The organism is Microbacterium zouquanmingi, from assembly GCF_052266695.1.
In the GTDB taxonomy this organism is placed as follows: Bacteria; Actinomycetota; Actinomycetes; order Actinomycetales; family Microbacteriaceae; genus Microbacterium.
In genome coordinates, this window is record NZ_JBQPQZ010000001.1 from 13066 (window position 1) to 33142 (window position 20077).

The 20077-nt window shown below is 65.7% G+C and carries 16 protein-coding genes and 1 tRNA gene; 5 read left to right on the forward strand and 12 right to left on the reverse strand.

Translation table 11 applies throughout. From position 1 onward, the window contains the following. The 6 genes from ACTU6U_RS00060 to ACTU6U_RS00085 all read right to left on the reverse strand — a co-directional run bounded on the left by ACTU6U_RS00060 (position 1) and on the right by ACTU6U_RS00085 (position 5971). The gene (locus ACTU6U_RS00060) at positions 1-1458 is read right to left on the reverse strand and encodes an LCP family protein (protein WP_443467129.1); all 1458 of its coding nucleotides are present in this window, start codon (positions 1456-1458) and stop codon (positions 1-3) included. After that, positions 1455-1922, reverse strand: coding sequence for a 5-(carboxyamino)imidazole ribonucleotide mutase (gene purE, locus ACTU6U_RS00065; protein WP_443467881.1), 468 nt, complete (start codon positions 1920-1922; stop codon positions 1455-1457). Before purE ends, ACTU6U_RS00060 begins: the two co-directional genes overlap by 4 nt. A gap of 138 nt (positions 1923-2060) precedes the next feature. Next, complete coding sequence (locus ACTU6U_RS00070; RefSeq protein ID WP_443467130.1) at positions 2061-3185, reverse strand: 5-(carboxyamino)imidazole ribonucleotide synthase; 1125 nt, start codon at positions 3183-3185, stop codon at positions 2061-2063. 59 nt (positions 3186-3244) lie between these two features. After that, positions 3245-3799, reverse strand: coding sequence for a PH domain-containing protein (locus tag ACTU6U_RS00075; protein WP_443467131.1), 555 nt, complete (start codon positions 3797-3799; stop codon positions 3245-3247). 68 nt (positions 3800-3867) lie between these two features. Next, the gene (locus ACTU6U_RS00080) at positions 3868-4632 is read right to left on the reverse strand and encodes a biotin--[acetyl-CoA-carboxylase] ligase (protein WP_443467132.1); all 765 of its coding nucleotides are present in this window, start codon (positions 4630-4632) and stop codon (positions 3868-3870) included. Positions 4633-4678: 46 nt separating this feature from the next. After that, entirely contained in the window at positions 4679-5971 is a 1293-nt protein-coding gene (locus tag ACTU6U_RS00085) for a CDP-glycerol glycerophosphotransferase family protein (RefSeq protein WP_443467133.1), read from the reverse strand. Positions 5972-6020: 49 nt separating this feature from the next. Between ACTU6U_RS00085 and ACTU6U_RS00090 the strand changes: the two genes are divergently transcribed. Continuing rightward, the gene (locus ACTU6U_RS00090) at positions 6021-7094 is read left to right on the forward strand and encodes a glycosyltransferase family 2 protein (protein ID WP_511198795.1); all 1074 of its coding nucleotides are present in this window, start codon (positions 6021-6023) and stop codon (positions 7092-7094) included. 134 nt (positions 7095-7228) lie between these two features. Here the strand turns inward: ACTU6U_RS00090 and ACTU6U_RS00095 are convergent, their stop codons facing one another. Genes ACTU6U_RS00095 through ACTU6U_RS00105 form a run of 3 tightly spaced genes read right to left on the reverse strand, consistent with a single transcriptional unit; the run spans position 7229 to position 11435 of the window. Then, on the reverse strand, positions 7229-8665 hold the full coding sequence (locus ACTU6U_RS00095; protein WP_443467134.1) for a CDP-glycerol glycerophosphotransferase family protein: 1437 nt from the start codon (positions 8663-8665) through the stop codon (positions 7229-7231). After that, positions 8662-9915: a CDP-glycerol glycerophosphotransferase family protein gene (locus ACTU6U_RS00100; RefSeq protein WP_443467135.1), complete on the reverse strand. Its 1254-nt coding sequence runs from the start codon at positions 9913-9915 to the stop codon at positions 8662-8664. Before ACTU6U_RS00100 ends, ACTU6U_RS00095 begins: the two co-directional genes overlap by 4 nt. 50 nt (positions 9916-9965) lie before the next feature. Further along, complete coding sequence (locus ACTU6U_RS00105; RefSeq protein ID WP_443467136.1) at positions 9966-11435, reverse strand: S1C family serine protease; 1470 nt, start codon at positions 11433-11435, stop codon at positions 9966-9968. A gap of 97 nt (positions 11436-11532) precedes the next feature. On the opposite strand from ACTU6U_RS00105, the gene ACTU6U_RS00110 reads away from it, so the two are divergent. Beyond that, entirely contained in the window at positions 11533-12735 is a 1203-nt protein-coding gene (locus tag ACTU6U_RS00110; protein ID WP_443467137.1) for an aminotransferase class I/II-fold pyridoxal phosphate-dependent enzyme, read from the forward strand. A 106-nt stretch (positions 12736-12841) separates the two neighbouring features. On the opposite strand, the gene ACTU6U_RS00115 is transcribed toward ACTU6U_RS00110, so the two are convergent. Continuing rightward, positions 12842-13636, reverse strand: a complete 795-nt coding sequence (locus tag ACTU6U_RS00115) for a carbon-nitrogen hydrolase family protein (RefSeq protein WP_443467138.1) — start codon at positions 13634-13636, stop codon at positions 12842-12844. 70 nt (positions 13637-13706) lie between these two features. Between ACTU6U_RS00115 and ACTU6U_RS00120 the strand changes: the two genes are divergently transcribed. Then, positions 13707-13783: transfer RNA gene (locus tag ACTU6U_RS00120), tRNA-Met, on the forward strand. 268 nt (positions 13784-14051) lie between these two features. Continuing rightward, the gene (locus ACTU6U_RS00125; RefSeq protein WP_443467139.1) at positions 14052-14339 is read left to right on the forward strand and encodes a DUF2188 domain-containing protein; all 288 of its coding nucleotides are present in this window, start codon (positions 14052-14054) and stop codon (positions 14337-14339) included. Positions 14340-14445: 106 nt separating this feature from the next. Here the strand turns inward: ACTU6U_RS00125 and ACTU6U_RS00130 are convergent, their stop codons facing one another. Together ACTU6U_RS00130 and ACTU6U_RS00135 are read right to left on the reverse strand one after the other, a co-directional pair. Then, positions 14446-17379, reverse strand: a complete 2934-nt coding sequence (locus ACTU6U_RS00130; protein ID WP_443467140.1) for a UPF0182 family membrane protein — start codon at positions 17377-17379, stop codon at positions 14446-14448. 41 nt (positions 17380-17420) lie between these two features. Continuing rightward, positions 17421-18512: a YlbL family protein gene (locus ACTU6U_RS00135; RefSeq protein WP_443467141.1), complete on the reverse strand. Its 1092-nt coding sequence runs from the start codon at positions 18510-18512 to the stop codon at positions 17421-17423. A gap of 117 nt (positions 18513-18629) precedes the next feature. Between ACTU6U_RS00135 and ACTU6U_RS00140 the strand changes: the two genes are divergently transcribed. After that, on the forward strand, positions 18630-20033 hold the full coding sequence (locus tag ACTU6U_RS00140) for a zinc-dependent metalloprotease (protein ID WP_443467142.1): 1404 nt from the start codon (positions 18630-18632) through the stop codon (positions 20031-20033). Positions 20034-20077: the final 44 nt, after the last annotated feature.

Below are 20077 nucleotides of genomic sequence, written 5' to 3' on the forward strand. Positions count from 1 at the left end.
CTACGGCTCCGGTGTCGGTTCCGGCGTCGGCGGGTGCAGCGTCTGCGTCACGAGCTCATGGATGAACGCATAATCGGGCTGGTGCTCATCGACGCCGTTCTCAGGGATGAGCTCGATCGTCGTGACCGGCTGCTCTTTCGCCTTCAGCATGAGGTCGAAGAACTCGCTCAGCTTGTCGCGCGGAAGATCCGTATCGATGAGGACGGTGCCGGCAGCCGCGATGTCATTGAAGCGACTCAAGATGTTCTGCGGCGTGAACTGGTCGAGGATCGCAACCTGGAGCTCGCGCTGACGCTGCATGCGATCCCAGTCACTGGTCGTGTAGCGCGAGCGCGCATACCACTGGGCCGTGTCACCGTCCATGTGCTGTTGACCGGGCTCGATCCATCCGATCGCCCATTCATTGACGTCGTTGCCGTGCCATCCCTCGGGCGGACCCCCCTTCGGAAGCCGCTCGGTGACGTTGATGTCGACGCCGCCGAGAGCATCGATCATGGCGGCGAAGCCGTTCATGTCGACGAAGATGTAGTACGGGATCTCGATCCCGAGCACCCCTTCCGCAGCATCCTTCGTCGCCTCGATTCCCGGGGCGGAACCGTGGGATGCGGCATCCGGATAAAGGCCTGCGCCCTTGTCTTCGCGGCAGACCTCTGCCGCGTTTCGCACGTGGTTCATCCACGGGTTCCACCCGCAGTTCTGCGAAGAATGTCCCTCGAAGCCGTTCGGGTAGAGCGCCTGCATCGGGCTGCCGCCGCTGAACGGCGCACTGGGCAGCTCGCGGGGGATGCCGAAGATCGTCACCGCTCCCGTGTCGGCGTTCACCGACACCACTGAGATGCTGTCGAAGCGCATGGAGTCGCGTCCGTCGCCACTGTCGGCGCCGAGCAGCAGGATGTTGTAGTAGCCGTCGCTGGGTGGAAGACTCGGGCCGCTCTGCCCGAAGATGTCGTTGATCGCGCCACGACCGGATGCCACGACACTCGCAGCGTATCCCGCGCCACCGCTGAGCATTCCCACGATGACGAGTCCGACGACGGGGATCGCGATGCGTGAGATCGGCGGCACTTTCACCAAGCGCACGATACTCAGCGTGCTGAGCGTCAGCACGACCCAGAGCGCCGCGTAAGCGATGAGCAGCGCCTGAATCAGCGTAAGAACGAACCAGTTGGATGCCAACGTGATGAGCCCCGACTGCCAGACCACCGCCGCGGCGATGGTGCAGATCACGAGGAACCAACTGAGCAGGGTCGCGGCAAGCCCGAATCGGCCGAGCTTGCGATTGCGACCGGAGAGGATCTGCGCTGACCCCGGGACCAGCACATTCATGACGACCAGCCACCAGCCGCGCCGCCCCATGAATGCGGGGTCGGCGGCGTCAGGATTGCGCAGCGGGCGCGGCTCGATCAGTGGCCTTCCCGGCCTTGCCGGCGTGCTGCTGCGCGGCGCGGCCAGAGTCACAGGGAATCCTTGAGACGCTCATTCTTCTCCGCCACCTGCGACTCGAGGGTTCGTGCGTACTCTTCGACCCGGTCCGCGAGCGCATCATCGCCGGTGCCGAGGATGCGTGCTGCGAGGATGCCGGCGTTGCGCGCGCCTCCGATCGACACGGTGGCAACGGGGATGCCCGCCGGCATCTGCACGATCGAGAGCAGCGAATCCATGCCGTCGAGATAGGCCAGTGGCACCGGAACGCCGATGACAGGCAGGGCCGTCATGGACGCGAGCATTCCCGGTAGGTGGGCGGCGCCGCCCGCCCCCGCGATGATGACCCGGATGCCGCGACCGCGCGCTTCGCGCGCGTACTGCATGAGCTTGTCGGGCGTGCGGTGCGCAGAGACGACCTCGACTTCGTGCGGGATGCCGAAGTCGGAGAGCGCCTGCGAGGCGTCGCTCATCACGCGCCAGTCGGAGTCGGAACCCATCACGACGCCGACAACGGGCACAGCAGAGGAATGCAGTGGCTCAGTCACTCCCCCAGGGTACTTTCTGATACCCCGGGTTCCGCTGAACGGCGCGCCTGTCGATTCCCGACGCGGTCGATCCCTGAGCCTGTCGAAGGGTCAGGCGAAATGAGCGGCAGCGGCGCGCGCGGTGTAGACGACGTCATCCAGGTCGTCGCCGGCGGTGTTGACGTGTCCGACCTTGCGGCCTGGACGTGCCGCCTTGCCATAGGTGTGGATCTTCGCGTCGGGGTGCTCCGACATCGCTGCCTCGAAACGGTCCTCGAACGAGCCCTCAGCGGGACCACCGAGGATGTTCACCATCGCCGACCACTGCGCCCTGGTGCTCGGGTCACCCAGAGGCAGGTCGGCAACCGCACGCAGGTGCTGCTCGAACTGTCCTGTGACCGCGCCGTCTTGGCTCCAGTGGCCGCTGTTGTGCGGACGCATGGCGAGCTCGTTCACGAGGATTCGCTCATCGTCGGTCTCGAAGAGCTCGACGGCGAGCATTCCGGTGACGCCGAGTCCTTCAGCGATCTGGCGTCCGATCCCCTCGGCGACCTGCACGAGCCGGTCACTCGCCGCCGGAGCCGGCGCGAGAACCTCCGCACACACGCCATCGCGCTGCACGGTCTCGACAACGGGGTACGCCGCCATCTGGCCGCTCGGGCGGCGGGCGATCTGCTGGGCGAGCTCGCGACGGAAGGAGACGAGTTCTTCGACGAGCAGGGCATCGCCCTCGGCGAGCTGTGCGAACCAGTCGTCTGCTTCTTCGGCAGAGCGCACGACACGCACACCCTTGCCGTCGTAGCCGCCACGAGGAGTCTTCACAACCGCGCTCCCACCGTGATCATCGAGGAACACCTGGAGCGCTGCAGCATCGGCCACACGAGCCCAATCGGGTTGCGGCACTCCGAGCTCAGCGAGCTTCGCGCGCATATCGAGCTTGTCCTGCGCGAACCGCAGCGCATCAGGCCCGGGGTGCACGGCGACGCCGTCAGCCACCAGAGCACGCAGCACCTCCTGCGGCACGTGCTCGTGATCGAAGGTGATGACGTCGACATCCTTCGCAAAAGCGCGGACGGTCTCGAGGTCGCGGTAGTCCCCCACCGCCGTCGCGGCGAGCTGTGCCGACATCCCCTCGGATTCAGCGAGCACGCGGATGTCGAGTCCGAGTTCGACCGCCGGAGCGATCATCATCCGAGCCAGCTGTCCGCCGCCGATCACGCCGATGCGCAACGCCATGTAGATCTCCGTTCGTCGCACCTATTCTCCCGCATGGCGCAGGCTCCTGCGACGCACGATCAGAACACGCCCTCGCCTTCGGACGCGGACTGCGCGTCACGATGCGCGAGGATCTGATTCACCTCGATCTGATCGGCGAGAGCCTCATGGACGAGCGTCACGTTGGGGATGTTCACCAGCCGCACGGGCACATCGATGCCGTTGGAGAGGGTGATGGTTCCTGCACCGCCCAGACGCTGCAGAGGGCCACGGCGAACCCCGATCGAGTAGCCGCGCACGTGCGAGATCTCTTCGCGATGGCGGGCACCCATCCCATGGCGAACAATCACCCGTCGCGTGGTGACGGTGTAGGTGCGGGACAGCCAGATGAGGAACGGGATGATCACGCCGACGATGATGAGCGCGCCGGCTGCGGTGAGCAGCATCCAATCTTCGAAGCCCTCAGGAAGATTGCCGTAGAGATAGCCCGTCGCGCCGCACACGACGATCAGTAGCAGTGCAGACCAGATCAACCGGCGCGCATGTCCGCGGAAGCGCGCGATGAGCCGTTCGTCGGCAGGCGCTCCTGGTGGCGGCATCATCGGCCGGCCGCCGAGGGTCACGGGCTGAGTCATGCCTCCATTGTGCCTTCAGGCACCGACATCTCTGGCTGCACCGCGCCGTGTTCGCCTCGGCTGCGTCGTTACGTCAGCCGAGCGTGAACGACGTCTCCAGCCGAGACGACGTGCAGGGCGCCGGCGACATCGATGCGAAGTCGGCCATCCGCATCGATCCCGGTCGCTGTGCCGTGCACGATCGATCCGTCCGGCAGGTCCACGTCGACCTCGCGCCCCAGCGTTGCGCAACGTGCGGATACGGCGTCGTGGATGCCGCTGCGATCGGAGTCTTCCCACGCCACGAGTGCACTGAGTAGCCCATCGAGTCGGCGCAGGTAGTCAGTGATCAGGCGATCACCGTCACAGACCTCACCGAGTGCCGCGAACGACGTGGCTGTGGGAATCGGAAGCTGGTCGGCTGCCATTGCCGTATTCACACCGCTGCCGACGATCACGGCCGTCCCGGTCGATTCAGCCAGGATGCCGCAGATCTTGTGGCCATCGACGAGGACGTCATTCGGCCATTTCACTGCCACCTCGTGACCTGCGAGCTGTGCGGCCACGGCATCCGCCATCGCCAACCCCGCAACGAGCGGAATCCAGCCGATCGCTTCGGGGCGCGAGGGAAGCTCGCGGATCAGCACCGACACTGCCAGCGCCGATCCCGCCGGCGCGATCCACGACCGGTCAAGGCGCCCGCGGCCGGCAGTCTGATTGTCGGTGACGATGACGGACAGGTGCGGCCACGCCTCAGCATCCGCCGACAGCGTGCGCAACGCGGCATTCGTCGACGCCGACTCCGCCAGAACCTCAAGTCTGGACGTGACAACTGCAGCCTGCGCGAAGTCCATGCGCGTCAGTCTACGCACGCCTCTGAGCTCGGACTCGGCGAACCCGTCAGTGGATTTCAGACTCGTCGTCTTTGTCTTCTTCGTCGTCATCATCCTCATCGGGGACGACGACGCCCATCTCGCGCTGTTGCCACAGCTCCCACTTCGACATGAGCTGCTCGATCGCAGCGTGGAACTTCGCAGTCGCGACTCCCGGCGTCGTGTCGCCGAAGTAGTGCTGCACCCACATCTGCAGCTTGGCGATCGCCTGCTCGTCGGCGCGGACCCGGTCGATCTCCGACACGATCGCGGATGCGGCATCCGCCGTCAGCCACTCGCAGTCCGACAAATATCCGCCGGTGTCGACCTGAGCGTTCTCATCCAGGGGACGCGTGATCATCAGCGGCTTGCCGACCGCGAGACGGTCGTAGACCATCGCCGAGATGTCGACGATCGCGACATCCGCTGCCGCCAGCTGCCAGCCGAGTTCGGGACCATCATCGAATACGTGCTGCGCGCCGCGATCGGATGCATTCGCTTCTGCGACGGCGGCGATGATGCGCTTGTGCGCCGCGCCGTACGCGTCATCGACGACGCCACTGCGCGGGTGCGGACGGTAGATCACGCGGTGCCGTCCTGTGGCCAGCAGCGCCTTCACGAGAGTCTCGCCGTGCGTGGCGATCGACCCGTAGTGCGCGCTCGGACGGTCGCCTTCCCAGGTGGGCGCATACAGTACGACGATTCGCTCGTCAGGGGTGTACGGCAGAACTCCGGAGTAGTGATCGGCCTGCGGGCGACCGATCTCGAGCGTGCGTCGATCGATGTTGTAGTCCCACAGCGTGCGCCTGAGGCGATCGCGCGCCGCTTGACCTGCCACGAAGGCGTAGTCGTACGCCTTGTACTGGTTCGTGGTCATGTACATCTTGTCGGACTCGCCGTGGTTGATGAACACGTGCCAGCGCCGGCCATAGCGGAACATCTGGAAGTTGCGGGTGTTCTGATTCACGTACAGGACGATCCGGATGTCCTGCTCTGCGATGAAGCGCTCGACGTCGCGCACCGTAGGAACGAAGGCGACGGGGATCTCGGTCTCATCCATCAGCTTCTCGGCGCCATTGGCGTTTCGCGCGATCACGACGACGGGCCACTGTTTGGCGAGCTCGGCCAGCGGCTGATACCACTGGCGCATCTGGTACATGTTGACTGCACCATCGGCGAAGTACACCGCGACCTTGAAGTGATCCTCTGGCATGGGCGGCAGGGTCTTCACATGGCGCCGGACCCGCTGTACCGCCTTGCGCGAGCGCAGAGCCTTGCGCAGCAGACGATACGCCTTCTTGAAGTCCCGAACAGCACCCACCTGTTAAGACTACGCGTGTGCGCCTGGCACGCCATGACATGATCGACAGGTGGAAGAGCACGATTCGACAACGTCTCCGGTCGGAGTGTCATTCATCATGCCCGTGCTCAACGAGCGGGCCTACCTGGAGCATGCCGTCGCATCCGTGCTGGCGCAGGAGCTCGCAGGCCCCAGCGAGCTCGTGCTCGCTCTCGGCCCTTCCACGGACGGCACGACAGAACTTGCACAGCGGCTTGCCGCGAGCGACGATCGCATCCGCCTCGTCGACAACCCTGATGCGCACATCCCTGTCGGCCTGAACGCCGCGATCCGCGCGAGCCGGTATGCGACGATCGTCCGCGTCGACGCGCACTCCGAGCTCTCCCCCGGCTATGCGCAGCGGGCGCTCGCAACGCTCGAGCGCACCGGGGCTGCGAACGTCGGCGGCGTGATGCACGCAGAAGGACGCGCGCCGTTCCAGAAGGCGGTCGCGCGTGCCTACAACTCCCCCATCGGCCTCGGCGGCGGTGCCTATCACGGCACGACCCACGAGGGTGAAGCCGAATCCGCCTACCTCGGCGTCATGCGTCGCTCGGTGCTCGAAGAAGTCGGACTCTTCGATGAGACCATCCGCCGCGGCGAGGACTGGGAGTTGAACCTGCGCATTCGCCAGGCCGGCCACAAGGTGTGGCTCGACCCCGCGCTGCAGGTGACCTACTGGCCCCGCGAGAGCTGGTGGCGCCTTGCTCGGCAGTTCCGGGCGACAGGGGCGTGGCGCGGTGAGCTGGTCAGACGCTACGGACGCAGCAACGGGCTGCGCTTCTTCGCTCCCCCGGCGCTTCTGCTGGGCGTCGTCCTCGCAGTGATCGTCGGGGCGCTGCAGCTGACTCGCGTGCTCGGCGGCATCGCCTCCTTGGTGGCATCCATCGTCTACCTCCCGCTGATCGCGTACGCACTGCTCGTCGCCCTGATGGCGCTGCGACCCGGCGGAGGCGAATCTGCGCGCGAGCGCGTCTGGACCCTCGCCGTGCTGCCCACGATGCACCTCGCGTGGGGCTACGGCTTCATCGTCGGCGTGCTGCGTGGCGCCCGCGGCACCGTCGACGCCTCGCGGCTCGGCACGCAGAACACTCCGCTGCCGTAGCGGCCGCGTTCCGGCCGCGAGAATTGCTTTGCAGCGTGAGAATTGCGTTGCGAACACGAGTCTCGTGCGACAAAGCAATTCTCACGGACCTGGCCGCGCGCCTGCCGTGGACCCTGCCGCAGGCCTGCGGTGTTCTACGGCGCGAGGAAGCCGAGGTCGAGAAGGCGGGAGACCACCCGCTCGGAGGCCTTCCCGTCGTCGCGGGAGTTGAACTGGCCACGCCACGCCGCGTAGCGCGGAGCGAAATGGCCAGGCACCGAGTCGTCGAGAAGAGCCGCGACCAGTTCATCCTGCGTCTTCACCAGTGGGCCAGGGGCACGCTCGGCGAGATCGAAATAGAAGCCGCGGAGCTGCCCGCGGTAGTGATCCAGATCTGGAACCAGGAAGAACATCGGCTTACCAGTGACGCTGTAGTCGAACATCACCGAGGAGTAGTCGGTGATGAGCGCATCCGCGATGAGCAGAAGCTGCGATGTCTCCGGAAAGCCGGTCACATCGATCACGCGCGCACCCGACGTGTCTCTGCCTGGTTTGAGGGTTCGTGAGTGACCGCGCACGAGGACCACGGAGTCCGTCTGCTCGGCGAGAGTCTGCGGGTCGATGAAGTCGACCATCTCGGACCGATCATCACGCCACGTAGGCGCGTACAGCAGCACGCGCTCTTCCGCACCGATCCCCAGTGCCGCTCGCGTTGCTGACCCGTCGCCGGTGACGAGCATGTCGTTACGGGGGTAGCCGTCCGTCCAGACCGGTCTGCCGAAGAACGCGTACGCCTTCTTGAGGATCCGTTCCGAGTAGGGGTTCTGCGCCAGCAGCACATCCCAGCGTCGCGATTCCTTCACCACTGCGGCCATGCGCCGAGGGTCGAAGCCGGGGCGATGCAGCGCCAGACGCTTCAACGGCGTGCCGTGCCAGGTCTGCAGCACCTTCTGCCCCGACTTGCGCACGAAACGACGCCGCAGCCAGTCATTGACGATGAGCAGCCGGGCATGCCCCCGCGCACGCCACCACTGCGGGCTCCCCTCGACCACCGCGATCGCACCGTCCGGCACGGGCACCGAGAGGTCGACAACACTCCAGTAGCGCACGACATTTGGAGCACGCACGGCGAGCTCGCGATCGATCGCCCGCGGATTGCACCCCGCGCTCTGACCGTAGAAGCTCTCGAAGAACACGGCGTTCTCTTCGCCGCCTGCTTCGGCCGCGTACTGCGCCTCGAGTTCGGCCTGGCCCTCGCGTGTGTCGTAGAAGGGCTCCAGCGGAGGAGCGATCTCGACGCGGTCACCACGAGCCGCGATCCGCATACCCTGCAGCACTCGCGCTCCGAGTTCGATGTCAGAGAGGTCGGCTCCGGCAAGGTCCAGTCGGTACTCCCCCGAGGGCAAGGGAAGCGCCTCGCCGCCCCAGCGCGACACGCGAAGGGGGAAGGTCGCCGTCCACGTCGCCTCGTCGGCCGCGAGCGTCGCCTCGACTCTGGCGCGCGGGCCTTCGAGCACGCCGTGCGCGGGGGCTGCCCCGTCACCCGCGATGACCAGATTCTCCGTCTGGTCGTCGATGCGGATGGTCGTCATCGTGCTCCCTTCGGCGCGGGGATCGCCCGCGCGCATATTGCGCGGTACACGCGGTCGGAGTTCTGTCCGTCGCGATACGCGTGCACCTGTGCGCTGAGCGTACTGGACAGCGCAGAACGCGCGGCGAACGCACCCTCATCGCTCAGCAGTGTGTCGAGCTGGTTGGTCACGGTCTGCCAGTCCTGTGCGAGGTCGGCCCCGGCGACATCTTCGTATCGACCGTAGAATCCCCGCGTGCGAGCATATTCTTCGGCATCCGGAGCGAGATAGAGCACCGGCATCCCGAGCAGTCCGACGTCGTAGGCCAGCGAGGAGTAGTCGGTGATGAGCACGTCGATGCCGGGCAGCGCCGGCGTCACGTCGGCGAGAAGATCAGAGCCCAGCATCCGCACCCGTGCACTCGGCAACGGCGGCTGATACCCGCCGGCGCCCAGCGGATGCGAACGCACGAACAGCACAGCATTCTGTTTTTCGAGCAGAGCGATCAACCGCACCCAGTCGTCAGCCGTGGGAATCGCGGGGTCTTCGGCGCCGTCGCGCCAGGTCGGCGCGTACAACAGCGTGCGCGCGTCCTTCGGAAGTGCGCGCGTCACGTCTTCGAGCAGTGCGGATGCCGCGGCGCGCCGCTCCTGCGAAGAACCAGACGACAACACGTCCACTCGCGGCTCACCGGTGACGACCACGCGTGAGTCGCCGAGAGCGAAGGCCGACTCCAGCCGTCCGCGCGCGCGATCGGATGCCGCGGGCATCAGCCTGATCCGCTGCGCGGTCGCTCGGTACAGAAGTTCGATCAGCCGGCGCAGCACCGGCGCCCCAGGGACATTCGGCACCTGGGTCGTCGCCGCCGAATCGAGACCGATCCGCTTGAGCGGGATTCCATGCCACAGCTGCACGAGAAACGCACCAGAGGTCGCGTATCTGTTCACGTCTCCCTGCCCGTGCGTGACCACGAGCACGCCTGCGCGCGCAGTGGCCCACCAGCCGCGCAGAGAGGACTTCTTGATCGTGGGGATGCCGAGGGCCGCGGCATCCGCTCGCTCGCGAGGCGAAGAAACCAGCCACACGGCGTCATGCCCCCGTGCGGTGGCGATGCGCCAGAGCGCGAGAGCTCCGTCGCCGATACCGGCGCCGCACCCGAACACCCAGCGTCGCCCTCGGGGAACGAGAACGGTTCCGATGCGGCCTGCGGCATACAACGGAATCCTCAGCAATTTCGCTGCGTTGCCGGAGCCGAAAGAGAAGGACGCCACCCCGCGAGCCTATCGCGGGGTGGCGTCGGAATCTGTGAACGCGTGTGCGCTCAGAGGTTCAATTCTCCGAGGGTCGCCTTCGTCTCGTACGACTTGCCGTCGCGAACGTACGTGATCGTCGCGTCGCTGCCGGCCGCTGCCGCACGGACCTGCGCGGTGAGGTCGGTGGCTCCAGCGATCGGAAGTCCATTGAACTCGGTGACGATGTCGCCCTTCTTGAGCCCGGCAGCGTCCGCGGCCCCACCCGGGGTGGCTTCGACGATGACTGCACCAGCGACGTCGGCCGATTCGACCGACGAGGCATCTTGCACCGTCGCGCCCAGCAGTCCGTGCGTGGCCGCGCCGTTCTCGATGATCTCCTGCGACACGCGCTGAGCGATGTTCGACGGGATAGCGAAGCCCACACCGATCGAGCCGGCTTCCTGTCCGCCACCGGCCGTCGCGATCGCGACGTTGATGCCGATGAGACTGCCCTCGCTGTCGACGAGCGCCCCACCGGAGTTTCCGGGGTTGATGGCGGCATCCGTCTGGATCACCGAAATCGAGATCGACGACTTCGGCGTCTGCTGCTGCGTGCCGGGCAGATCGAACTGGAACGGGCTACCGCCCTGATCGCCCTCGCCCTGGTCATCGGGTGCGTCCTGCCCCGCCGAGTCCGGAAGCGCCGCAGAGGCGATCTGGATGCTGCGGTTCAGCGCGCTGACGATACCGGTGGTGACCGAGTTCGACAGCCCCAGAGGAGCGCCGACCGCGACAGCGGTGTCACCGACGTTGAGATTCGAGGAATCGGCGAACTCGATCGGGGTGAGGTCCTTCGCCCCTTCGAGCTTGATCACGGCGAGGTCGTAGATCGGATCAGTGCCGACGATCTCCGCGTCGTAGATGTGACCGTCTGACGTGGAAACACGAACGGTTGGGTTGGCCTCCGCACCGCCGAGAGTCACGACGTGCGTGTTGGTGAGGACGTATCCGTCATCGCTGAGCACGACACCCGAACCGCTTCCCGACCCTTGGGCTCCCGCCACCTGGATCGTGACGACAGAGGGAAGAACCTCGGTGGCAACGGCCGTGGTCTCATTCACCGAGCCCGGGTTGTTCACCGTGATGGTTCCAGGTCCCGTCGCGGTCGAGCCGACCGGCTGCGCCCACATCGTGGTGCCGAGGTAGCTGCCGCCGAAGCCGGCGATGCCGCCGACAAGGGCTGCCGCAACGATGAGAGCTGCGACCTTGCCTGCACCGAACGGCTTCTTCTCTTTTGTCTTCGTCGCGGTCATCGGCCCCTGGGTCGGGTACTCCGCGGACTCGTACTGGTTGTCGTACGGCGGAAGAGGAATTGTCTGCGCATGGCGGTCGGCCGTCTGCGGGAGGCCGAACGCTGCGCCCTGGACCGGATGCTGCGGAGTCGCGTGCGATGTGAACGCAGCGGGCATGTCGTGGTGACCGGCACCTGTGCCAGCCGGAGTCTGCGACGCAGGCTGCTCGGGGAACGAGGGCCGCTCGGGGGTGTTGCTCTGATTCATGTCTGCTCCTTCATCAACGCCATTTCAGAGTGCCGCGTGTAGCTGTGCATTCGATATGGGCGAGGTGAGTGCTCCCTATGGCCTTAGCCTGGTTTGCATGAGTGCTATTCCTGGCGCCTGGCGGCGCACTGCGGCCGGTGCCGGCCTGCTCTCCGCAGACGGCGCGGTCGCGCCCACTATCTTCGCAGAGATGTCTGCGGCTGCAGTGAGAACCGGAGCGATCAATCTCGGTCAGGGCTTCCCCGATGAAGACGGCCCCACCGAGGTGCTCGAGGCCGCGCGCGAGGCGATCTCGCGCGGTGCGAACCAGTACCCGCCGGGCCGCGGCATCCCGGATCTGCTCGACGCGATCAGTGAGCACCAGAAGCGCTTCTACGGTCTCGAGGTGGATCCCGCGACCGACGTCATCGTCACCGCCGGAGCGACGGAGGCTCTGTCTGCAACGCTGCTCGCGCTGATCGACTCCCCCGATGACGAAGTCGTCGTCTTCGAGCCGTACTACGACTCGTATGCCGCTGCCGTGGCGCTGGCCGGCGCACGCCTGCGCACCGTTCCGCTGCGCCGGGGCGATTTCCAGCCGGATCTCGACGCGTTCGCCGCGACGGTCACCGACCGGACGCGCATCATCCTCGTGAACGATCCGCACAACCCCACCGGCATCCAGTTCAGCCGTGAGGTGAAGGCCGAAGTCGTGCGTCTGGCAGAGAAGCACGACGCGGTCATCGTCACCGACGAGGTCTACGAGCACCTCGCCTTCCGCACCGCCCACGTGCCGCTGGCGACGCTGCCTGGCGCCGCAGAGCGGACGCTGACGATTTCATCAGCGGGCAAGACGTTCTCCACAACCGGGTGGAAGATCGGCTGGATCCACGGCCCGGCTGACCTCATCACTGCGGTGCTGACGGTGAAGCAGTTCCTCACCTATGTGAACGGATCCGCGTTCCAGCCCGCGATCGCGGTGGGGTTGCGGATGCCGGATGCGTTCTTCGCGGATGCCGCCGCCGCACTCCTCCGCAAGCACGAGATCCTCGGTGACGGGTTGCGCGCGGCCGGCTTCGAGGTCATCGCACCGCAGGGCGGATACTTCACGGTCGCCGACGCCACAGCTTTGGGCGGGGCGGATGCTGCGGCCTTCTGCCGCGCGCTTCCGGAGACGGCCGGAGTCGTCGCGATTCCGCTCAGCGCCTTCGTGAGCCGCGAGCATCAGAATGACTATGCGGGCCTGGTGCGATTCGCGGCCTGCAAGCGGGTGGAAGTGATCGAGGATGCCGTAGCGCGCCTCGCCGTTGCAGGATTCTAGCATCCGGGTGCGGCAGCGGGAGGGGTCGCAGTTCGCCGCTACGGCTACGCTTTAGCGACAAGACGCGACCCCCGCACGGCCCCACCGCCGCCGCCCGGTCGAGTCGCTAGCGCGGGACGACGCGGTAGCGGCGCAGTTCGAGCACCGGGTTCGTCTCGCGCACCTTGGCGATCGCCTCAGTGGAAAGCTCGGCGACAGCGATGCCCTCTGCCGTGCCGGCACCGGCGATGACGACGCCCTGCGGATCGATGATCTGAGAGTGTCCGACGCCGATCGGAGTCGGGTGATCTGCCGCGACAACGTACGTGGTGTTCTCGATGGCACGCGCCGCGAGCAGCGTCGTCCAGTGGTGTTCCTTGAGCGGTCCGCGCACCCATTCCGCCGGCACGACGATGACATCGGCTGCGGCATCGGCGAGGGTGCGTGCGACCTCCGGGAAGCGCAGGTCGTAACAGGTCATCATGGCGATCCGCAGGCCGTCGATGGCGACCGTCTGCGGTTCGTCGAGCTCACCGGCTTCGATCCAATCCGACTCCGTCTGCCCGAACGCGTCATAGAGGTGTTGTTTGCGGTAGACGGCGCGGAGCCCCGCAGCATCCACGGCGACGAGCGCGTTGCGCACGCGCTCCCCCGCGCTCTCGACCAGGCCCGCGATGATGGTGACGTCGTGAGCGGATGCCGCGTCCTGCAGCGCTGCGACGAATTCGCCCTCGATCGTCTCGGAGTTCTCGGCGAGGGTGGCATCCATCGGATCCACGAAATAGCTGGTGTACTCCGGGAAGACGACGAGGCGCGCACCCCTGGCCGCGGCCTTCGCGGTGAATTCGGCGACGCGGGCTCGATTGTCCGCGCGCGAAGCGCTCGGGCGGAACTGACAGACGGCGACAGCGAGATCGGACATGCTCCCATCATCACTCATCCCAGCCGGTGGCGTCCGGTACCTCAGACGCGTGCTAAGCTATAAGACGTGCCGCGGGGTGGAGCAGTTCGGTAGCTCGCCGGGCTCATAACCCGGAGGTCGTAGGTTCAAATCCTGCCCCCGCAACCAATGCGACACACAGAAGGCCCGGAATCTCAACGGATTCCGGGCCTTCTGCTTTGTGTCCCCACGTCAGCACTGTCGCTCTCACGCATTGGCCTGACTCGTTCACGTCGAAGGTCCGCATCCCTCGCTGCTGGTTCTTGAACGCCAGAGACCGCGACTGTGAGGATGCATACGTCGAATATCAGTTTCCTCGCACGGTCGGCAAGGGGTCAATCCCCTGATTGCCCCCTCGACTGTGCCATATGGTCAGGGAACGATTAGAGGAGGTGCGATGAGCGATCCGCAGAATACGCGCGGCAGCCGTGCGGCCGACGAAACAGACATGTCCAACGGAGATGTCGAGACTCTGCAGCACGACGGTAAGTGGCGCAACCAGGTAGTCGGTGAGCCCAGCCCGGTCGGAGACACCTACCACACACAAGCTGGTGCCGCTGAAGAAGGCCGCCAGATCGCTGTCAGTCGCCAGGCCGAGCACATCATCAAAGACAAAGACGGGCATATCTCCGAGCGCAATGATTACGGACAGGGCCAGCGAGACGATGAGGCCACCGAACGGTAGGGCCTCGACCTGAAACTCAGCACGACGCCAGATGGGTTGTGTTGGTTCTGAAAGCTCAGAACCAACACAACCCATCTTTCACGCCGGTGGGGCCGGCCCGATCTGACTACTTGCCGCTGGACGCCTCCAGCGAGAGCAGCTCGGTGACGGCAGCCGTCAGTCGCTTGTCTGCTTCGGCGAACGCGGTCAGGTCGCCGGACTTCAGCGCGGTGTCACGGTCGGTCATCGCCTTCTGCGCCGCGGCGAGCGCAGCAGCATACGCGTCAGAATCCGTGCTCGTACCCGGATCCGTCGTTCCGGGCTCGGTCGTGCCCTCGTCGGGCGGAGTGGTGCCGCCTTCGCCTGGATCGGTGGGCTCCACTTGCTCATCGCCGCCGCTCGCTCCCGAGTCGCCGCCGAAGATCACATCGAGGGCACCCGTGAGGGTGTCTTCGAACGCGACGCTGTCGCCGAAAGTAACCAGCACCTTCTGCAGCAGCGGCAGCTGCGTTCCCTCGGAGGACTGGATGTACACGGGCTGCACGTAGAGCAGACCGCCACCGACCGGGAGGGTGAGCAGGTTTCCGTAGAGCACCTCGGACTTGCCGAGCGTCAGAACGTTGAGCTTGTCGGCGATCGTCGTATCCGAGTCGAACGTGTTCTGCACCTGGCCGGGGCCGGGCACCGTCGTATCGGCGTCGATCTCGAGCATTCTCAACTGCCCGTACCCCTCGGCCTTCTTTCCGGCCGTGGATCCGGCATCCGAGTCCACCGCGAGGTAGCCCATCAGCACGTTGCGGCTCGTCGTTCCCTGAGCGGATGCCGGAATGAACGTCGAGAACATCGAGAACCGCGGCGAATCCTGCCCCGGCATCTGCATCGACAGGTAGTACGGGGGCTGCAGCTGGTTCTCGTTGCGCGGGTCGTTCGGCGTCTGCCAGCGGTTGTCCTGCTGGGCGAACGAGCTTGGCGTGTCGACGTGGTAGACCTCGAGAATTTCGCGCTGCACCTTGAACAGGTCAGTCGGGTAGCGCACGTGACTCATCAGATCTGCCGACATCTCACTGATCGGCTCGATCGTAGTCGGGTAGACCTTCTGCCATGCCTTCAGCAGCGGGTCCTCGGCATCCCACGCATACAGCGTCACCGAGCCGTCATAGGCGTTCACTGTCGCCTTGACAGAGTTGCGAATGTAGTTGATGTCGTCGATCGCGAAGTTCGGCGCGGCCGTGTTGGAGTCGGCGATCGCATCGGAGAGGCTCACGCTCGTCGAGTAGGGGTACGTCGAGCTGGTCGTGTAGCCGTCGATGATCCAGACGATCTCGCCGTCGACGACGCTGGGGTACGGGTCGCTGTCGAGCGTGAGGTACGGGGCGACCTTCTGCACGCGCTGCTTGGGATCGCGGTCGTACAGGATCTGCGAGTCGTTGTTGACCAGATCAGAGAACAGGATCTCCGCTTCCTGGAACTTCAGCGCGAACAGCAGCTTGTTGAGGGTGTTCCCGATGTGCGGTCCGCCGTCGCCCTCGAAGGTCGTCTTCGTCTCGCTGGCACCATCTTCACCACGCGGATAGTCGATCTCGACGGGCTCGGTGCCCTCAGGCGCCCCGACGATCGAGTAAGGCGGGGAGTCTTCGCCGAAGTAGACACGTGGCTCGAACTTCTCAGTCTCGGTCAAGAATCCTGACGAGGGGATGCCTCGTTCGAGGAACACCGGCTCACCCTCGCTCGTGCGCTGGTTGCCGGCGGCGACGACGAGTCCGTAACCGTGGGTGTAGACCGCCGTGCGGTTGTTCCAGTTGTTGCTGTCGCCCAGACGGTTCACGTCGAGTTCACGGACGGCGACGACAGTGTCCTGCGACTCCCCGTCGATCTCGTAGCGATCGACGTCGAGCACGTCCTGGAACTGGTAGTACCCGCGGAACTGCTCGAGCTGCTGCACGGTCGGGCTGATGATGCTCGGGTCGAGGATGCGGATGGATGCCGTGGTCTCGGCATCTTCGCGCAGCTGACCGGCCTCAGCATCGGTGACGGCCTTAAACGGCGTGACCTCGAGGTCGGCGATATCGTACGCGTCCTTGGTGCCCTCGATGTTGCGCTCGTAGTACTGCGCCTGGAAGCTGTTCTGGTTCGGACGCACCTGGAAGGTCGTGACGACCCACGGGTAGCCCACGCCGACGACGAGCGATGCAACGATCAGCAGCGCGGTCGCCGCGAGCGGGAAGCGCCAGCGTCCGATGATCGCTGTGACGAAGAAGAGGATCGCGACGAGCGCCGCGAGGATCGCGAGGATCGCCATTCCGGGAATCGTCGCGTGCACTCCCGTGTAGGCAGCACCGGTGATGCGGTCCTCTTCAGCGACGAGGGTCTTGTACCGGTCGAGCCAGAGGCTGGCCGCCTGCACGAGCAGGTAGAGGCCGGCGAGGATCGCGAGCTGGATGCGTGCCGGCTTCGAGATGCGCAGCTCGCCCTGGCCGATGCGGACCGAACCGTACAGGTAGGAAACCAGAGCCGTCACGATCAGGCAAAGCAGGATCACGGCCGAGACGAAGGCGAGCAGGATCGAGTAGAACGACATCGCGAAGAGGTAGAACCCGGTGTCCATGCCGAACTCGGGGTCGGTGACGCCGGTGGCGCCGCCCGTGAACCACAGCCAGACGGTCTCCCAGTTGCCTGCGGCAGCGAAGCCGGCGAAGACGCCGAAGAAGATCGGCATGCCCCACATCGCCAGGCGCCGGAGAGGTTCGATGACCTCCTGGTACCGGTCGAGCTGCGAGCTCAGTCGCACGTACACCGGACGCAGCCGGTAGGCGAGCTGGATCACGACGAACAGCGGCACCGCCATGCCGAGGAACCCGATGGCGAACATCGATGCGGCTGCGAGCCACTGGGTCGTCAGGACATTCGCGAATCCGAGCTGGTCGAACCAGAGGAAGTCGGTGTAGAGGGAGGCAAAGACGAAGAACGCCGCGACAAGTGCGGCGATGATGACCAGAGATATGGTCAGAATTCGTCGGGATGTACGAGGCGTGGCCGGGTTCGGCGCCGAGGTCGTGGTCACCCGTCCATCTTATGCACCGCTAGCTGTGCGCGCGCCGCGTGTCAGCCGGCCGCGGCGGCGCAGGCAGGCAACGCGTCGACGTCACCGCCGTCTGCGATCACCTCGAGCGCATCGAGTGATTCCTGCAGCGTCGAGGTGCTGATGACCCTCAGCCCGTCCGGGATGTGACCGACTACTTCACCGCAGTTCGTGGACGGCGCGAGGAAGTAGTCAGCCCCCGCATCACGCGCGCCGTACAACTTCTGACGGATGCCGCCGATCGGCCCCACGGCGCCAGTAGCGTCGATCGTGCCGGTTCCAGCGATGTCTTTGCCGCCGGTGAGCGTGCCCGGCGTGAGCTCGTCGACGATTCCCAACGCGAACATCATGCCGGCGCTCGGCCCCCCGACGTTGTCGAGCTGGATGGCGACATCAAACGGAAAGTCGTACTCGGTTGTGAACGAGATGCCGATCAACCAGGTATCGATGCCGCTGACCTGTTCCTGCTTCGGGGTGACTTCGATCTGCTGTTCCTCGCCATCGCGCAGCACTGTCAGCTCGAGAGGTTCGCCCGTCGAGTCCTGCACCGCGGCCCGCAGCGCGCTGGCGCTCGAGAGCGGTTCGCCGTCGACGGCCTCGACGCGGTCGCCCTCCTCGAGCAGTCCGTCTGCCGCCGAGTCTTCGACGATCGATACGACCTCGACTTCGGCGCCGGTGTCATAGCCAAGCTGATGCAATGCAGCCGCTGTCGCCTCATGCTGCGAATCGACCATCAGCAGAGCGTTCTGCTCGTCGCGCTGCTCGCTGGTCACACCTACGGGGAACACCGAATCCAGGGGCACGACTGCGCGGGACGAATCCATCCACGCCAGCGCGAGCTCGAACCACGACGGCGTGCGCTCACGGTTGCCGACGACCTGCACGGTGGTCAGGTTCAGGCTTCCACTCGTCTCGAAGGTCTTAGTGCCCTCGATCTCGATGAGCGGCACCTGCTCGCCATCAGCACTTGCCGCGGTCCCGAGCGTGTCGTACACCGGGCCCGGACGCTGAATGACGTAGGGCGTCGGCAGGAAGGTCAGGGCGACCAGAGCCGCAAGTGCGACGATCAGCGCCCACACTCCGAGCCCGATGCGGGCAGGACGAGTTCGTGCCACGTGATTTCCTCCGTCGTTCGCGACCGGCGTACAGCGATCTGCTCGCGCCGGGGGTGCGCGCAGAAACCTGTGACTAGCGTAGATGGCACGGCTAGCGACGTGCTGAGAGGCGACGAAATGGCAGACAACGATCCGAACCCGGAAGACTTCCAGGAGTTCCTGCGAAAAATGATGTCCGGCGCGGGCGGTGGAGACTTCGATCTCAGTGCGCTGCAGAACGCGCTCGGCGGTGAAGGCGGCATCCAATTCGATCCAGCGATGATGGCCGCGCTCTCCCAGCAGCTGCAGAATGTGTTCGGCGGCGACCCGTGGGAGAACACCCTGCGGCAGGCCCTGCACATCGCGAACAAGGAGGGCCAGGGCATCACTGACGGATCTCGTCATTCTCTGGTCGACGCCTTCGGCCTCGCGAACCTCTGGCTCGGCGAGGCGACCACGATCGCCGAGCTGTCCGAGAGCCCTCAGGCCATGACGCGCGGCGAATGGGTCGAGAAGACCCTGCCGGTGTGGCGGGAGATCGCCGAGCCGGTCTCGACCAGCATCGCCGACGCTCTCACCAGTGCGCTCGACTCGCAGGTTCCCGAAGACATGCGCGACGCGATCCAGGGGGCGGGCAAGCTCATGCGCGGCCTCGGATCCTCGGTGTTCGCGGCACAGTTCGCTCAGGTGCTCGGCAACCTCTCGCTCGAGGTCGTCTCCGGCGGAGACGTCGGCATCCCGGTGCTTCCTGCGGGCACGGCTGCCGTCATCCCCCAGAACCTCACCGCGTTCGGTGAGGGTCTGGAGATTCCCGAAGACCAGATCACCCTCTATCTCGCGACGCGTGAGCTCGCCTACGCCCGCCTGTACCGGCACGCGAAGTGGCTGCACCTACAGGTCATGTCGCAGATCACCGACTTCGCTCGCGGTGTGACTGTCGATGTCGATGCGCTCGAAGATGTCGCCAGCCGCCTGGATCCTTCGAACCCCGAAGAGCTCCGCGCGGCGATCGAAGGCGGAGCACTGCTGCCGACGCAGACCGAGGCACAGCGCGAGGCTCTCGCACGACTCGAGAACATCATCGCGATGATCGATGGCTGGGTGGATGTCGTCACCAGCGAGGCCACCTCCCGCCTTCCCGATGGCGCACGACTGGCTGAAGCGGCCCGCCGCCGCCGTGCGGTCGGTGGTCCTGCAGAGGACGCCCTGGGTGCATTGGTCGGTCTGAAGTTGCGCCCACGACGCATGCGCGAAGCATCCGCGATGTGGCGCAAGGTGACGGATGCTGTCGGCATCAGCGCGCGCGACTCGCTCTGGGACTACCCGGATCTGCTGCCTTCGGCAGCGGATATCGACGACCCGACGGCGCTCATCGAACGGCTCCAGGCCCGCGCGCGCGGCGAGGAACCAGTCGCCGATGAGTTCGACGAAGCTCTCGCCCGCCTGCTGGATGGCGACGACTTCTCGGCTGACACTGACGCCGACAGCGATGCCGACAATGACGCTGACAGCGGGCCTGCTGACGGCGAGAAGCCGGTGTGATCGGAGCACCACTCGCTCTGCACTTCGCCGAATTCGGGGAAGTT

What these genes read in the sequence shown, in the direction of transcription:
- ACTU6U_RS00095 (WP_443467134.1), bottom strand. Translation starts at nt 8,665, where the DNA reads ATGACGACCATCCGCATCGACGACCAGACGGAGAATCTGGTCATCGCG.
- ACTU6U_RS00125 (WP_443467139.1), top strand. Translation starts at nt 14,052, where the DNA reads ATGAGCGATCCGCAGAATACGCGCGGCAGCCGTGCGGCCGACGAAACA.
- ACTU6U_RS00110 (WP_443467137.1), top strand. Translation starts at nt 11,533, where the DNA reads ATGAGTGCTATTCCTGGCGCCTGGCGGCGCACTGCGGCCGGTGCCGGC.
- ACTU6U_RS00075 (WP_443467131.1), bottom strand. Translation starts at nt 3,799, where the DNA reads ATGACTCAGCCCGTGACCCTCGGCGGCCGGCCGATGATGCCGCCACCA.
- ACTU6U_RS00140 (WP_443467142.1), top strand. Translation starts at nt 18,630, where the DNA reads ATGGCAGACAACGATCCGAACCCGGAAGACTTCCAGGAGTTCCTGCGA.
- ACTU6U_RS00115 (WP_443467138.1), bottom strand. Translation starts at nt 13,636, where the DNA reads ATGTCCGATCTCGCTGTCGCCGTCTGTCAGTTCCGCCCGAGCGCTTCG.
- purE (WP_443467881.1), bottom strand. Translation starts at nt 1,922, where the DNA reads ATGGGTTCCGACTCCGACTGGCGCGTGATGAGCGACGCCTCGCAGGCG.
- ACTU6U_RS00105 (WP_443467136.1), bottom strand. Translation starts at nt 11,435, where the DNA reads ATGAATCAGAGCAACACCCCCGAGCGGCCCTCGTTCCCCGAGCAGCCT.
- ACTU6U_RS00070 (WP_443467130.1), bottom strand. Translation starts at nt 3,185, where the DNA reads ATGGCGTTGCGCATCGGCGTGATCGGCGGCGGACAGCTGGCTCGGATG.
- ACTU6U_RS00080 (WP_443467132.1), bottom strand. Translation starts at nt 4,632, where the DNA reads ATGGACTTCGCGCAGGCTGCAGTTGTCACGTCCAGACTTGAGGTTCTG.